This is a genomic window from Novosphingobium sp., from assembly GCF_019748365.1.
In the GTDB taxonomy this organism is placed as follows: domain Bacteria; phylum Pseudomonadota; class Alphaproteobacteria; order Sphingomonadales; family Sphingomonadaceae; genus Novosphingobium.
Window position 1 is genome coordinate 15,265 of the sequence record NZ_JAIEPN010000120.1, and the last position, 13,078, is coordinate 28,342.

At 65.5% G+C, this 13,078-nt stretch carries 13 protein-coding genes and 1 tRNA gene; 6 read left to right on the forward strand and 8 right to left on the reverse strand.

The window, feature by feature from the left end; translation table 11 throughout:
- Positions 1-85: 85 nt before the first annotated feature.
- Together K5Q19_RS14330 and K5Q19_RS14335 are read left to right on the forward strand one after the other, a co-directional pair.
- Positions 86-1,192, forward strand: a complete 1,107-nt coding sequence (locus K5Q19_RS14330; protein ID WP_292946349.1) for a fatty acid desaturase — start codon at positions 86-88, stop codon at positions 1,190-1,192.
- A 38-nt stretch (positions 1,193-1,230) separates the two neighbouring features.
- Entirely contained in the window at positions 1,231-1,833 is a 603-nt protein-coding gene (locus tag K5Q19_RS14335) for a GNAT family N-acetyltransferase (RefSeq protein WP_292946393.1), read from the forward strand.
- Between the two features lie 17 nt (positions 1,834-1,850).
- Here K5Q19_RS14335 and K5Q19_RS14340 read toward each other — a convergent pair whose 3' ends face one another.
- From K5Q19_RS14340 to K5Q19_RS14350, 3 genes are read right to left on the reverse strand one after another with little or no spacing between them, the layout of a single operon-like run.
- A complete protein-coding gene (locus K5Q19_RS14340; protein ID WP_292946395.1) occupies positions 1,851-2,627 on the reverse strand; it encodes a sulfite exporter TauE/SafE family protein in 777 nt (258 codons plus the stop codon).
- 4 nt (positions 2,628-2,631) lie between these two features.
- Positions 2,632-3,144 carry a rhodanese family protein gene (locus K5Q19_RS14345; RefSeq protein ID WP_292946397.1) on the reverse strand — a complete coding sequence of 171 codons (513 nt, stop codon included), beginning with the start codon at positions 3,142-3,144 and terminating at the stop codon, positions 2,632-2,634.
- Between the two features lie 4 nt (positions 3,145-3,148).
- Positions 3,149-3,469, reverse strand: a complete 321-nt coding sequence (locus tag K5Q19_RS14350; protein ID WP_292946399.1) for a metalloregulator ArsR/SmtB family transcription factor — start codon at positions 3,467-3,469, stop codon at positions 3,149-3,151.
- Between the two features lie 68 nt (positions 3,470-3,537).
- On the opposite strand from K5Q19_RS14350, the gene K5Q19_RS14355 reads away from it, so the two are divergent.
- Positions 3,538-4,431, forward strand: coding sequence for an MBL fold metallo-hydrolase (locus K5Q19_RS14355; RefSeq protein WP_292946401.1), 894 nt, complete (start codon positions 3,538-3,540; stop codon positions 4,429-4,431).
- Here K5Q19_RS14355 and lptG read toward each other — a convergent pair.
- From lptG to phaC, 5 genes are all read right to left on the reverse strand, one after another.
- Positions 4,415-5,515, reverse strand: coding sequence for an LPS export ABC transporter permease LptG (gene lptG / locus K5Q19_RS14360; protein WP_292946404.1), 1,101 nt, complete (start codon positions 5,513-5,515; stop codon positions 4,415-4,417). The genes K5Q19_RS14355 and lptG overlap by 17 nt on opposite strands.
- Positions 5,505-6,737 carry an LPS export ABC transporter permease LptF gene (gene lptF / locus K5Q19_RS14365; RefSeq protein WP_292946407.1) on the reverse strand — a complete coding sequence of 411 codons (1,233 nt, stop codon included), beginning with the start codon at positions 6,735-6,737 and terminating at the stop codon, positions 5,505-5,507. Before lptF ends, lptG begins: the two co-directional genes overlap by 11 nt.
- 134 nt (positions 6,738-6,871) lie before the next feature.
- Positions 6,872-7,231, reverse strand: a complete 360-nt coding sequence (clpS, locus tag K5Q19_RS14370; protein WP_292946418.1) for an ATP-dependent Clp protease adapter ClpS — start codon at positions 7,229-7,231, stop codon at positions 6,872-6,874.
- 236 nt (positions 7,232-7,467) lie between these two features.
- Positions 7,468-8,268 (reverse strand): phasin family protein, encoded by an 801-nt coding sequence (locus K5Q19_RS14375; protein WP_292946410.1) that lies wholly within the window; start codon positions 8,266-8,268, stop codon positions 7,468-7,470.
- A gap of 184 nt (positions 8,269-8,452) precedes the next feature.
- Positions 8,453-10,351, reverse strand: coding sequence for a class I poly(R)-hydroxyalkanoic acid synthase (gene phaC / locus K5Q19_RS14380; RefSeq protein ID WP_292946412.1), 1,899 nt, complete (start codon positions 10,349-10,351; stop codon positions 8,453-8,455).
- Between the two features lie 150 nt (positions 10,352-10,501).
- Between phaC and K5Q19_RS14385 the strand changes: the two genes are divergently transcribed.
- From K5Q19_RS14385 to K5Q19_RS14395, 3 genes are all read left to right on the forward strand, one after another.
- Entirely contained in the window at positions 10,502-11,701 is a 1,200-nt protein-coding gene (locus K5Q19_RS14385) for an LL-diaminopimelate aminotransferase (protein ID WP_292946414.1), read from the forward strand.
- 35 nt (positions 11,702-11,736) lie between these two features.
- Positions 11,737-12,537, forward strand: coding sequence for a crotonase/enoyl-CoA hydratase family protein (locus K5Q19_RS14390; RefSeq protein WP_292946416.1), 801 nt, complete (start codon positions 11,737-11,739; stop codon positions 12,535-12,537).
- 87 nt (positions 12,538-12,624) lie between these two features.
- Positions 12,625-12,698: transfer RNA gene (locus K5Q19_RS14395), tRNA-Cys, on the forward strand.
- Positions 12,699-13,078 lie beyond the last annotated feature (380 nt).

The window sequence follows — 13,078 nt, forward strand, 5'->3', positions numbered from 1 at the left end:
CTAAGGGCTTGCCTGCGTTGGCCCGGGCCGGATTGTCAAGCCGGACGCAGCGCTGGCAGGTCTCGGGTCAATCAGGAATGAACGAATGCTCGCCTCCCCGTCCCTCGATACCGCGCCTGTGCCGGAGCCCCAGCCTGCCGCTGCCGTGCTCGGAGACGCCGCGATCCTCGCGCGCACGCCGGACGACAAGGCGATGCTGCGCGCGGCGGTAGAGCTTACGCGCGATCTGGGCGAGGCGAAGCCGGCGATCTTCTGGCCGGACATGCTGGCTTCGGCGCTGACGGGCTATGCCGCACTGGCCGGGGCGATCCTTGCCACCAACGGTTGGCTCGCAGCGGCGTGCGGCGTGCTGTCCGCGCTCGCGTTCTACCGCGCACTTCTGTTCATCCACGAACTTTCGCACATCCACCGCAATGCGCTGCCGGGCTTCCGCTTCGTGTGGAACCTGATCGTCGGCATTCCGATGCTCACGCCTTCGTTCATGTACGAAGGCGTCCACCCGCTGCACCACGCGCGCACGCGCTATGGCACGGTGGAGGACCCCGAGTATCTGCCGCTTGCGCTGATGAAGCCGTGGTCGCTGCCGGTGTTCCTTTTGACCGCGCTGCTGCTGCCGGTGGCGCTGCTGGTGCGTTCGGCGCTGCTGGTGCCGTTGGGAGCGGTGATCCCGCCGCTCCGCCGGCTGGTCTGGGCGCGCGCGTCGGCGCTCGCGATCAATCCGGCCTTCCGCCGCCGCCCGCCGGAGGGTGATTTCGCGCGGATGGTATTCTGGCAGGAACTCGGCGCTTCGGCATGGGCGTGGTTCCTGCTTGGCTGGTCGGCCACGCATGGCTGGCAGCCGCTGCTGATCGGCATTGCCGTGATCGCGCTCGGTGCCGTGCTCAATCAGGCGCGCACGCTCGTTGCGCATCTGTGGGAGAACGAGGGCGAGACAATGACGGTGACCGGGCAGTACCTCGATTCGGTCAATGTGCCGCCGCCAGGCTGGCTGACGGTGCTGTGGGCCCCGGTCGGCCTGCGCTATCACGCGCTGCACCACTTGCTGCCGAGTGTGCCCTATCACGCGCTGGGCGAGGCGCATCGCCGGCTGACGGCGGAACTCGGCCCGGGTTCGACTTATCCCCGTTCGAGCTATGCCGGGCTGTTTCCGCTGCTTGGCCGGCTGGTGCGCAGCACGATGACCGCGCGCTGAGCCTGGCGTTTACCCTGACCTCGGGAGGGCGCACCGCAATGGCTCCAGAGCTGCCAATCGCCCCGGCGCGCGATGCAGGCGGCGATGCCGTGCTGATCCGCACCCTTGCCCGCGCCTTTCAGGACGATCCGGCGCTTTCGTGGATCTTGCCAGACCCCGAATTGCGACGTTTGCGGTTGCCACGGCTATTTGCAGTGATGATCAAAGCCGATCGCCGCGCCGGCATGATCCTCTCAGCCCCGAACGGCGAGGTCGTGACGCTGTGGCGCGCGCCTGGGCAGACCAAGGCCGGCCTTGTCGAGACGCTAGCCGAGGGCTGGCCCATGCTGCGCACCTTTGGCCGGGCGCTCGGCCGCGCGATCATGGTGAGCGAGGCGATGGCGGCTCATCATCCTGCACCGGACGATTACTGGTACCTGCAGTATGCCGGGGTCGATCCGGCTGCGCAGGGCAAGGGTTGGGGCGGCGCCGCGATCCGCGCAGGGCTTGCCCATGCGGAAGCGGCAGGCAAGCCGGCGCTGCTGGAGACGGCCAAGGAAGCCAACCTCGCGATCTATCTGCGGCTCGGCTTCGAAGTCCTCGAGGAATGGCAGGTGCCGAAGGGCGGGCCGCGCTTCTGGACTATGGTTCGGCCACGCTGAGCCTGGGATGGCGCAGACTATCCCTGCATTGCGACGTAAATCCCGACCGCGATAACGAGCAGGGCAAAGCCGCGCTCGATAAGGCCGCGCCGCTCGGCGAGAAGGCGCGTTCCCGCCAGACCAAGCACGGCGCCGCCAAGGCCGCCGATGACAAGCACCATGACGAGCGGCCAGTCGACATAGCCAGAGAGCGCATAGGACGTGGCCGTCGTCGCGCCGAGGGCAGCAACGATGACCAGCGAGGTACCCGAGGCGAAGCGCATTGGCATAGCAGTTGCCGCGATCAGGCCGGGCACGATCAGAAAGCCGCCGCCGATCCCGAAGAACCCGGCTAGCAGGCCCGTGCCGAGGCCGATGGGAATGAGACGCGGCAGCAGATAGCCAGCACTTGAAGCTGTCAGGCGCACGTCGGCACGTCCCTCGCTGCGGCGCGGCCTGAGCATTGCCATACCGACTCCGATCATCAGCAGGCCGAACAACATCAGCAGTCGCTTGCCATCGAGTGCCTTGCCAAGCTCAGCACCAAGGGTGGCTCCCATCACGCCAGCCGCCGCAAAGACCCCGGCGCAACGCCACTTCACTGTGCCCGCGCGCGCGTGGCCGGCAAGCCCGACCAGCGCATTGAGCGTGACCGCGACCGCACTGGTTCCCACCGCCGCATGAGCGGAAGGAACGCCAACCGCATAGACCAGCAACGGCGTCATCAGGATCGACCCGCCTGCCCCGAGCCCGGCGAGGATCAGGCCGATCGCTGCGCCAGATGCCAAGGCGGTCAGGATCATGACCAGCGGCATGGCATCAGGCCGCCGAGCGCCGGTTCCACGGCATCACGGCGAGCAGCCGCGCCATACCGCACCAGCCTGTGGTGCCGGCAAACATCAGGCCTGCGCCGACAAAGGCGGAAAGGCCAAGGAAGGCGGGGCTGAACAGGAAGCCCAACACCACGCCCAGCACGACGAGTGCTCCGGCGGTGATCTGCACCTGCCGCATGATCTCGAGCGGGGCCTTGCGGTTCTCCGCCAACGGCAGCCCGGCCGCGCGCCAGGCATCGAGCCCGCCTTCAAGCAGGTAGGCCGGGCAGTCGCTGGCTGCGGCAAGGCGCGTGGCATTGGCGGACGTGCGCATGCCGCTGCGGCAGTGATAGACCACTGCCGGTGCATCGCCGACGCGGCCGATGGCGTCGATGGGCCGGTTTTCGGAGCCGGGAATGCGCGCACGGGCATGTTCGTCCGCTGAGCGGATGTCGATCAGGCGCGCGCCGCCGGCGACCAGCTTACGCGCTTCAGCGGGGGAGATTACGGGCAAGGTCATGGCTTCAATCCTCAGCACAATAGAGTTGGTAGAGCGTGGCGAGCAGCGCCTCGATCCGGGCATCGGCAATCCGGTAGCGCAGCACTTGCGCCTCGCGCGTGAAGGCGACGAGGCCCTCTTCCCGCAGGCGGGCGAGGTGCTGCGAAAGCGCGGACTGCGAGAGGCCAACGCGCTCGGCGATATCGCCCACTTTCATCTCGCCCGCTTCGGCGAGCGAGCACAGCACCATCAGTCGGTGCGGATTGGCAAGCTCCCGCAGGATGGCCGCGACCATGGTGGCGTTGGCTTCGAACGTGGCGCTGTCGAGAGGCGGGTGAATCGTCATGGATCCCATATATCAGTACTTGCTAATTTAGCAATGCCTAATATAAAGAACCTCGAAAGGACACGACCATGAATGCCAAGCCCGAAATCCTCGCTTTCTTCGACGAGCCGACCTTCACCGTGACCTACCTTGTGGCCGACCCGGAAACCGGTGCCGCCGCTGTGATCGATCCCGTGCTGGACTATGATCAAGCTTCGGCGCGGATTGGCTCGGCCTCGGTCGAGGCGGTGCTTGCGGCGGCGGCCGAGCGGGGCTGGCGCATCGAAATGGTGCTTGAAACCCATGCCCATGCCGATCACCTGAGCGGGGCGAAGCTGATCGCCGCGCGCACCGGGGCCTGGATCGGGATCGGCGCGCTGATCACCGAGGTGCAGGCCGTCTTCAAGCCGATGTTCGGTGCCGCAGATCTGCTGCCTGAAGGCGGCGACTTCGACCGGCTGCTCCACGATGGCGAGGTGCTGCCGCTCGGCAAGCTGGCCTTCACGGTGCTGCACACGCCGGGGCACACGGCCGCCTGCATCAGTTTCCAGATCGCCGATGCCGTGTTCATCGGCGATACGTTGTTCATGCCCGACTATGGTACTGCACGGTGTGATTTTCCGGGCGGCGATGCGCATGCGCTCTATCGCTCGATCCGCCGCCTGCTGGCGCTGCCGGATGAGACGCGGTTGTTCCTCTGCCACGATTACAAGGGGCCGGGGCGCAGCGAATATGTGTGGGAAACGACGGTTGCAGAGCAGCGGCGCGCGAATGTCCAGGCGCATGATGGCATCAACGAGGCGGCCTTTGTCGCGGCGCGACAGGCCCGCGATGCGACGCTTGCGCCGCCGCGCCTGCTTCTGCCCTCGATTCAGGTAAACATCCGCGCCGGGCGGATGCCGCCGGTCGATGCGCAAGGGGTGCAGGCGCTGCGGCTGCCGCTGCGCGCGGGCGACGAGGGTGTGGCTACTCTTCTGTCCTAACGAGCACTGTCTCGCCGATCAGCAGGAACAGGAAGAACGGCGCCCAGGCCGCGAGCAGCGGTGGGTAGCCGCCGAAGTTGCCCATCGCGAGCGCGGCGTTGTCGACCACGAAGTAGGCAAAGCCCAGGGCCATGCCGATCACCGCGCGCACGAACAGCATGCCCGAGCGCGCAAGGCCGAACGCGGCGACTGCGCCCAGCAGTGGCATGAGCAGCGCCGAAAGCGGGCCGGAGAGCTTGTGCCACCATTTGCCCTCGAGCTCGCTGGTGCGATAACCGGCGCTGCGGATCGCAGCGATCGATTGCGAAAGCTGGCCGATCGACTCGCCATCGGCATCGGCCTTGCGGATCACCACTTGCGCCGGATCGACGCTCTTGGCGAAGATCTGCCCGGCCGGATAGGTCAGGCGGCGCGCGCTTTGCACATCGAAGCCGCTGGGCTTGCTGAAGTTCCAGCCGGGCCGCGCATACGTCGCCTCGGGCGAGCGGACGATCTCGGTCACCATGCCGGCCGGATCGCGGCGATACCAGCTGACGTCCGACATGCGGGTCTGCCGGCCAAGGCCGGTGACCGAACGGGCGAACAGCAGGTTGTTGCCATCCTGCAGCCAGACGTTGGTCTTGACCGCACTGTCACGCGGGATCGCCTTGTAATCGACCGCCTGCCACGCCTTGAGCGTCGCCGAGGAGCGCACAACCACGCGCTCGTTGAAAGCGAAGGTCACCAGCGAGGTCAGCGCGGCGACAAGGAACAGCGGCGCCAGCACCTGATGGGCAGAGAGGCCCGCAGCCTTGAGCGCAATGACTTCGCTGTTCTGGTTGAGCGTCATCAGCGTGATGATCGTGGCGAGCAGCACCGAATAGGGCAGGAACCGGCTGATCAACTGCGGCACACGCAAGCCGACATACGTCAGCAGTTCGCCCTGCCCGTTGCCCGGGGCGGCGAGGATCCGGCCGCTCTCGCTCAGAAGATCGAGCATCTGCAGCACGAGCACCAGCATCAGCAGCACGGCAATGATCCGCACCGCGAACATGCGGCCGATGTAGAGCGTGATCGTGCGCGAGGGGAAGAACTCAAGCTGCATCGACAGCTCCCGAGACATCGGCCCGGCGCGGCTTGCGCGCGGCGAACAGCTTCATCACCGAGCGGGTGATCTTGGCAAAGCCGGTTTCGAGTGCACCGATCGGCTGGCCGCCGGGCACATAGGCGAGGCGCCAGTACATCGACACGATGAGCGCCGCGAACAGCATGAACGGTCCCCACAGCGCGAGCGTGGGATCGACGCGGCCGAGGCTGGAGACGTCCTGCCCGTATTCGTTGACCTTGTGGTAGGCGACCACCATCACGATCGAGACGAACACGCCGAGCGCCGAGCTCGACCGCTTGGGCGGCACGGCGAGCGAGACCGCGAGCAGTGGCAGCAGGAACATCATCGCCACTTCGACAAGGCGGTAGTTGAGGCTGGCGATGCTCTGATAGCGCGCCGCCTGGCTTGAATCCTTGCTCCAGCCGATGCGCAGCAGTTCGGGCAGGAAATACTCGCGGTCGCGCTCGCCGCGGCCGCGGAACTGCTCGATCTTGGGCAGATCGATCGGCAGGTCATGCGTCGCGAACGTGAGCACGCGCGGTGAGGTGATGCCCGGCCCGTCCTGCACGATCTGCCCCTCGGACAGGCGCAGGATCACCGTATCGGGGTTTTCCTTGTTGGCGAAGAACTGGCCCTCGCGCGCCGAGATCACGAGGACCTGCCCGTCCTTCGCGGCGATCCGCGCGAAAATGCCGCGCAGGTCGCGGCCCTCGTCACGGCTCGAATCGACGCGCAGCGCGGTGCGGTCCTGCAAAGTGTTGAACTCGCCCACCTTGATCGAGGCGCCGAGCGCGCCCGAGCGCAGATCGAACTGGAGCTGTTCGTAGTAGTAGCGCGAGAGCGGCTGGAGATAGCCGACGATGAGCAGGTTGAGCGCGGCGAGCACCACCGTGAAGAGATAGGGCACGCGCAGCAGCCGGGTGTAGGACAGGCCCACCGCGCGCATCACGTCGAGCTCCGACGAAGTGGCGAGGCGGCGGAAGGCGAGCAGGATGCCGAGCATGAGCCCGAGCGGAATCGCAAGGCTGGCATATTCGGGCAGGAGGTTCGCCAGCATCTTGAACACGACGCTGACCGGCCCGCCCTCGGTCGCGACGAAATCGAACAGCTTGAGCATCTTGTCGAGCACGAGCAGCGATGCCGCGATCACGAACACCGCGCACATCGGCACGAAAACGAGCCGGGCAATGTATCGGTCAGTGGCGGTGAGTAAAGGCAAGGGCGGGGCGGCTCACTGGACCGGAAGGACGGCTTGAACAGCCTCGGGGTTAGCCCGGTTCAAAGCCTTGCGGAAGGTGAAAATGCGGGGCGCGCCATGCACCTCGTCGACGCTGGCCCTCGTTCAGGCGCGAATCACGCCTTCTCGAGCGTGCATTGCAGCGGGTGCTGGTTCTGGCGGGCGAAATCCATCACCTGGTTCACCTTGGTTTCGGCGATCTCGTAAGGGAAGATGCCGCAGACGCCGACGCCCTTCTGATGCACGTGGAGCATGACGCGCGTCGCCTGCTCAAGGTCCATGTGGAAGAAGCGCTTGAGCACCATCACGACGAATTCCATCGGCGTGTAATCGTCGTTGAGCATCAGCACCTTGAACATGCTGGGCTTCTTCGGGCGGGTGCGTGTCTTGGTGGCGATGCCGATCTGGTCGTCGCCATCCCCGCCACCGGGGCCCTTGGGTTCGTCGTCGCCGGCGGCGCGCGCGGGCGTGCACATCGCGTAAGCGGCAGGGCCCTTGGGGGCGCCGAGGTGGGCTTTCATGCTCATGGGTCGAGGAGAATATCGCATTGCAGGCCCCCGCGTACAAGAGGCGGGTGAACACTTGGCCTCAAAGACCAGCTTCAGGACCGCATTTTCCGCGTCGAAACGAGAACGGGCCGGAGGGAGATCCCATCCGGCCCGCTTTCGTGTTCAGGCTCCGCCAGCACCGCAGCGCGGGCGGAATGCGCCGATCAGGCGGCCTGCTTCATCTTCTCGACCGCGAGGCTGACGCGGTTGGAGATCGGCTGGAACGCCTCGCTGGCGAGCTTGAGCATCGCTTCGCTGTTCTTCGAAGTCGCGGCAACCGCGGCGTCGAACTGCTTGCGCATCATGGCGTTCTGCTTCTCGAAGAATTCGGCGGGCGACTTCACCGCGGCGAGTTCCTTGATCTCGGCCTGCATCGTCTCGACCACGGTCTTGGTCTCGGCGGCGTAGCTCTTGGTCATTTCCTGGAGGCCGGTGGCGAGGATCTTGGTCGATTCGACGACGGCTTCCACGTTGCCCTTGGTGAAGGCGCCCATATCGCCCAGCGCGGCCTGGCTCTTTTCGAGCGCGGCCTTCGCCTTCTCGGCAGCTTCCTTCATCGCGGTCTGGATGGTCTCGGTCATTTCGGTGGGAATGGCGTTCATGATGCTGAAATCCTTCTGCTTGGCAGCCGCGCTCTTCACGGAGGCGGCTTCTTTCTTGTTGGTCTTGACGAGGGTCGTGCTGATTTTCGCGGCGGGCGTCGGCGCGGGCTTGGCAGCCTTGACCTTGGCCTTCCGGACCGGCTTCACAGCCGGTGCCACCGGTGCTTCGACAGCCGTTTCGGGGGCAGGTGCGGCAGCCTTGCGAGGACGGCCGGCCTTGCCCTTGGGCTTGGCAGCAGCGGCCGGTGCGGCCACTGCGACAAGCTCTTCCGACTGCGCGGGCAGTTCGGCCGGGGCGATCTCAGCCTCGACAGCCGGCGCCGCGATTGCTGCGTCTGCGATGTCCTTGACTTCGTCTTCCATAACCTGACTGCTCCTGCACCGGACACGCCCCATTGTCATAATCCAAGGAGTTGGATCAGCATTGGACCGTGTTGCACTGCACAAAATAGGTGCGCATTGCCCCTTGGTCAAGGGGTATTGTGCACTGCACCATGACAAGATGTTGCCAGAATGGCTGGTATCGCGAACATTCGGCGAAGATGCGTCAGCGGGTCATCACATAGCGGCCGGGTGCGTCCTCGATCACCGCGTCGCCGCGCCCGCCGGGCACGCGCTTGCCCTTGGCGGGCACGGTGGCAGCGTCCGACTCGCGGATCCACTCGATCCAGTCGGGCCACCAGCTGCCCTTGGTCTCGCGCGCGCCGGCGACGAATTCCGCGAGCGTCGTCGGCGCGCCGTCATTGCGCCAGAACTGGTACTTGCCGGCATCCGGCGGATTGACCACGCCGGCGATGTGGCCCGAGCCGGCCAGCAGGAAGCGCCATGGGCCTGAAAGCAGGCGGGTGAGCTTCCACACGCTTTCCGGCGGCGCGATATGATCCTCGCGGCCGGCCTGGATGTAGCAGGGGGTCGCGATCAGCCTGAGGTCGATCGGCGTGCCATCGATCTCCAGCGAATCGGGCATGACCAGCCGGTTGTCGCGGTAGAGGTCTTCCAGATAGGCCTTGTGCCACTTGGCCGGCAGGTTGGTGGTGTCGCCATTCCAGTGCAGCAGGTCGAACGCCGGGTAGTCTTCGCCGAGCAGGTAGTTGCTGACGACGTAGTTCCAGATGAGGTCCGTCCCGCGCAGCAGGTTGAACGTGGCCGCCATGTAGCGCCCGTCGAGGTAGCCGTCGGTCGAAAGGCTCTCGAGCAGCTTGATCTGGCTGTCATCGATGAACGATTTGAGGTCGCCCGCCTTCTCGAAATCGACCTGCGCGGTGAAGAACGTGGCGGAGCGCACCTTGTCCGCCTCGCCCCGCCTCGCCATCAAGGCCAGCGTTGCCGCCAGCGTGGTGCCCGCAACGCAATAGCCGATGGCGTGGACCTGCGGCACATCAAGCCGCTCGCGCACCACGTCGATCGCCTCGACTTGCGCCATGACGTAATCGTCCCACACGATATCGGCCATCGAGGCATCGGCCGATTTCCACGAGACGACAAAGACCGTCAGCCCCTGTTCGACCGCCCAGCGGATGAAACTCTTCTTCGGGTTGAGGTCGAGGATATAGAAGCGGTTGATCCACGGCGGGAAGATCAGCAGTGGCACCGCCAGCACGTCGGGCGTCGCCGGGCTGTACTGGATCAGCTGGTAAAGCGGCGTTTCGTAGACCACCTTGCCCGGCGTCACCGCGATGTTGCGGCCCAGTTCGAAGGCCTGCGGGTCGGTGTGGGTGAGCTGGCCCTTGCGCACGTCGGCCAGCATGTGCTCGACGCCCTTGACCAGATTTTCGCCGTGCGTCTCCAGCGTGCGCTCGATCACGATGGGATTGGTCATCGGGAAATTGGCCGGGCTCAGCGCATCGACCACCAGCTTGGTGAAGAACTGCACCTGATGCTGGCGCTCGGGCGGCAGGCCCTTCACGTCGGCGGCCATCGCGGTGAGCTTTTCGGCGAGCAGCAGGTAAGTCTGGTGGAGCAGCGCAAACCACGGCTGATCGGCCCAGCGCGGATCGGCAAAGCGCCGGTCCTTGCGCGGCAGGGGCGCGGCCTCGTCCTTGCTTGCGGCAGGGCCGATGCCATAGCGGCCAAGCACATTTGTCCAGAGCTCGAGCCCGTCTTCCCAGAGCTTGGCCTGCGTTTCGGCCTGCGAGAGCGGCAGCGCGGTGTACCAGTCGCTGAACAGCGAGGTCCACCGCACGGGATCGGCCATGCGCGCCATTGCCGGCTCGATGTGTCCGGCCTGCTCGGCGCCGAAATCGAGCCACATCTTCTGGAGCTTGGCGGCTGACATCGCCCAGTGCTGCATCGCCGCCGGATCGGGAGGCGGGGTCGATGCCGTCGGGAGGAACGGCGCGAACAGGGCCTGCACCGCCTCGCCCTGCTGGCGCATGAGATCCTCGATCACGCCGGCATCCATTGGCGTATCGATCGGCTTTTCCGGCGGCGTTGCGGCGTCGGCCATAAGTGGTCCCAATCTCTGTTGCGCTTGGGCAGCCTTATAGCGCCCTTCGCGCCGCTTGTGATCCCTTCCGGTTTCATTGAACCGGCGATTGTCGTAAGGGGCCTGATGGCGCGGCGCTTTTGCTGTGTCAAAGGAGTGCGAGAAACCACCGTGACCGAAGAATTCTACCGCATGAAGCGCCTGCCGCCCTACGTCATCGCTGAAGTGAATGCGATGCGGGCCGCCGCTCGCGCCCGCGGGCAGGACATCATCGATCTCGGCATGGGCAATCCCGATCTCCCCCCGCCCGCGCATGTCATCGAAAAGCTGTGCGAAGTGGCGATGAAGCCAGATGCGCATGGCTATTCCGCGTCGAAGGGCATCCCCGGCGTGCGCAAGGCGCAGGCCAATTACTATGCGCGCCGCTTCAACGTGGAGCTCGATCCCGAGAACGAGGTCGTGATGACCATGGGCTCGAAGGAAGGGCTTGCCAGCCTCGCCACCGCGATCACCGCGCCGGGCGACGTCGTGCTGGCGCCCAACCCGAGCTACCCCATCCACACCTTCGGCTTCATCATCGCCGGCGCGACGATCCGTTCGGTGCCGACCACGCCCGATGAACGCTACTGGGAAGCGCTCGACCGCGCGATGCGCTACAGTGTGCCGCGCCCTTCGGTCGTCATCGTCAACTATCCGTCGAACCCTACCGCCGAGACGGTCGACATCTCGTTCTACGAGCGCCTCGTTGCCTGGGCGAAGGAGAACAAGGTCTGGGTGCTGTCCGATCTTGCCTATTCGGAGCTCTATTTCGACGGCAACCCGACGCGCTCGATCCTCGAAGTGCCGGGTGCCAAGGATGTCGCGGTCGAGTTTACTTCGATGTCGAAGACGTTTTCGATGGCCGGCTGGCGCGTCGGCTTTGCTGTCGGCAACAAGCAGCTGATCGCGGCGCTGACGCGGGTGAAGTCCTACCTTGATTACGGCGCTTTCACGCCGATCCAGGCTGCCACTTGCGCCGCGCTCAATGGCCCGCAGGACATCGTCGAGCAGAACCGCCTGCTCTACCAGAAGCGCCGTGACGTGATGGTCGAAGCCTTCGGCCGTGCGGGGTGGGAAATCCCCTCCCCCCGTGCCTCGATGTTCGCCTGGGCGCCGCTGCCCCCGGCGCTGCGCGAGATGGGCAGCCTCGAATTTTCGAAGCAGCTCCTCACCCATGCCGAAGTCGCGGTCGCGCCCGGTGTCGGGTATGGCGAGGACGGCGAGGGCTATGTGCGCATCGCCATGGTGGAGAACGAGCAGCGCCTGCGCCAGGCCGCGCGCAATATCCGCCGCTACCTCACCAGCATGGGTGTCAACGCAAGCGCCGCCTGAAGCGCCGGAAAACACAGTTTGGAGCAGGACAAGCCATGAAGTTCCACGACCGCGTCACTGTCACCATCGAAGACCACGTTGCCCATGTCCTGCTCGACCGGGCGGACAAGATGAACGCACTCGATGATGCCATGTTCGAGGGGATCATCGCGGCCGGGAGCCACCTGCACAGTGCCAAGGGCGTGCGCAGTGTGGTCCTCTCGGGCGCGGGGCGTTCGTTCTGCGCCGGGCTTGACCTCTCCAGCATGGGCAACACCGATCGCTGGGGAAGCGGAGGCAACCTCACCGACCGGACCCACGGCAACGCCAACCGTGCGCAATATGCCGCGATGGTCTGGCGAGGCTTGCCGGTGCCGGTGATCGCCGCAGTGCACGGCGTGTGCTTTGGCGGCGGGCTGCAAGTGGCGAGCGGTGCGGATATCCGCTTTATCGCCCCCGATGCACGACTGGCGGTGATGGAAGTGAAGTGGGGCCTCGTGCCCGATATGGGCGGCTACGCGCTGTGGCGCGGCAATGTGCGCGACGACGTGCTGCGCGAGCTGACCTACACGCACCGCGAGTTCAATGGCACCGAGGCGGCAGCATTCGGCTTCGCGACCCATGTCGATGCCGATCCGCTCGGCCGCGCCATGGCGCTCGCCCGAGAGATCGCAGGCAAGAGCCCCCATGCCGTGCGCGGGGCCAAGCTGCTCACCAACCGCACTGCCGACATGGACGAGGACCAGATCCTCATGACCGAAAGCAAGGTGCAGCACGAACTGATGTACTCGCGCAACCAGATCGAGGCCGTGAAGGCCGGGATGGAAAAGCGCGCCGCCGATTTCGTCGATCCCTGAGGGCGAGGCACAGCGCATTTCAAAGAATCCCGTTGCGGGCACGGCGACGCTCGGCTAACCGCGCCGTTCCACGCTGATGCGCATCGGGGCCCGATGGCGGAGTGGTTACGCACCGGACTGCAAATCCGTTTACGCCGGTTCGATTCCGGCTCGGGCCTCCATCTCCCCGTTTGAAGACGTCCGATGGCGTCCGGGAGATGGCTGTTTTTCAGCATTTTCCCGGATGTATGCTTCTCCGCATCAGTGCGGGTCGATCCGTCCGCATTCGGGACCATTGATGGTACAGGTGATGGATCACGGCCCGATGCCGGACGCGCAGGTCCTTCAATGTCGGAAGCTGCAAAACGCAAAACTGGGGTCGAAAGTCGCGGAATTCCGCTCGTTCGCGGGGACCAGATGGCCTTCCGTGGCATGCCCGCTGCCGGGCAGCCCAAGCATCTCGCGCACTGATTCTAAGGCATTTTTTGTGGACCGGCGTGCAAAAGGGACCCCGTTAGCGGGGTGATCGGCGTCTAAAAGGGACCCCTCATTCTGATGGTGT

What these genes read in the sequence shown, in the direction of transcription:
- K5Q19_RS14375 (WP_292946410.1), bottom strand. Translation starts at nt 8,268, where the DNA reads ATGGAAGACGAAGTCAAGGACATCGCAGACGCAGCAATCGCGGCGCCG.
- K5Q19_RS14350 (WP_292946399.1), bottom strand. Translation starts at nt 3,469, where the DNA reads ATGACGATTCACCCGCCTCTCGACAGCGCCACGTTCGAAGCCAACGCC.
- K5Q19_RS14330 (WP_292946349.1), top strand. Translation starts at nt 86, where the DNA reads ATGCTCGCCTCCCCGTCCCTCGATACCGCGCCTGTGCCGGAGCCCCAG.
- lptG (WP_292946404.1), bottom strand. Translation starts at nt 5,515, where the DNA reads ATGCAGCTTGAGTTCTTCCCCTCGCGCACGATCACGCTCTACATCGGC.
- K5Q19_RS14390 (WP_292946416.1), top strand. Translation starts at nt 11,737, where the DNA reads ATGAAGTTCCACGACCGCGTCACTGTCACCATCGAAGACCACGTTGCC.
- K5Q19_RS14355 (WP_292946401.1), top strand. Translation starts at nt 3,538, where the DNA reads ATGAATGCCAAGCCCGAAATCCTCGCTTTCTTCGACGAGCCGACCTTC.
- K5Q19_RS14335 (WP_292946393.1), top strand. Translation starts at nt 1,231, where the DNA reads ATGGCTCCAGAGCTGCCAATCGCCCCGGCGCGCGATGCAGGCGGCGAT.
- K5Q19_RS14340 (WP_292946395.1), bottom strand. Translation starts at nt 2,627, where the DNA reads ATGCCGCTGGTCATGATCCTGACCGCCTTGGCATCTGGCGCAGCGATC.
- clpS (WP_292946418.1), bottom strand. Translation starts at nt 7,231, where the DNA reads ATGTGCACGCCCGCGCGCGCCGCCGGCGACGACGAACCCAAGGGCCCC.
- phaC (WP_292946412.1), bottom strand. Translation starts at nt 10,351, where the DNA reads ATGGCCGACGCCGCAACGCCGCCGGAAAAGCCGATCGATACGCCAATG.
- K5Q19_RS14345 (WP_292946397.1), bottom strand. Translation starts at nt 3,144, where the DNA reads ATGACCTTGCCCGTAATCTCCCCCGCTGAAGCGCGTAAGCTGGTCGCC.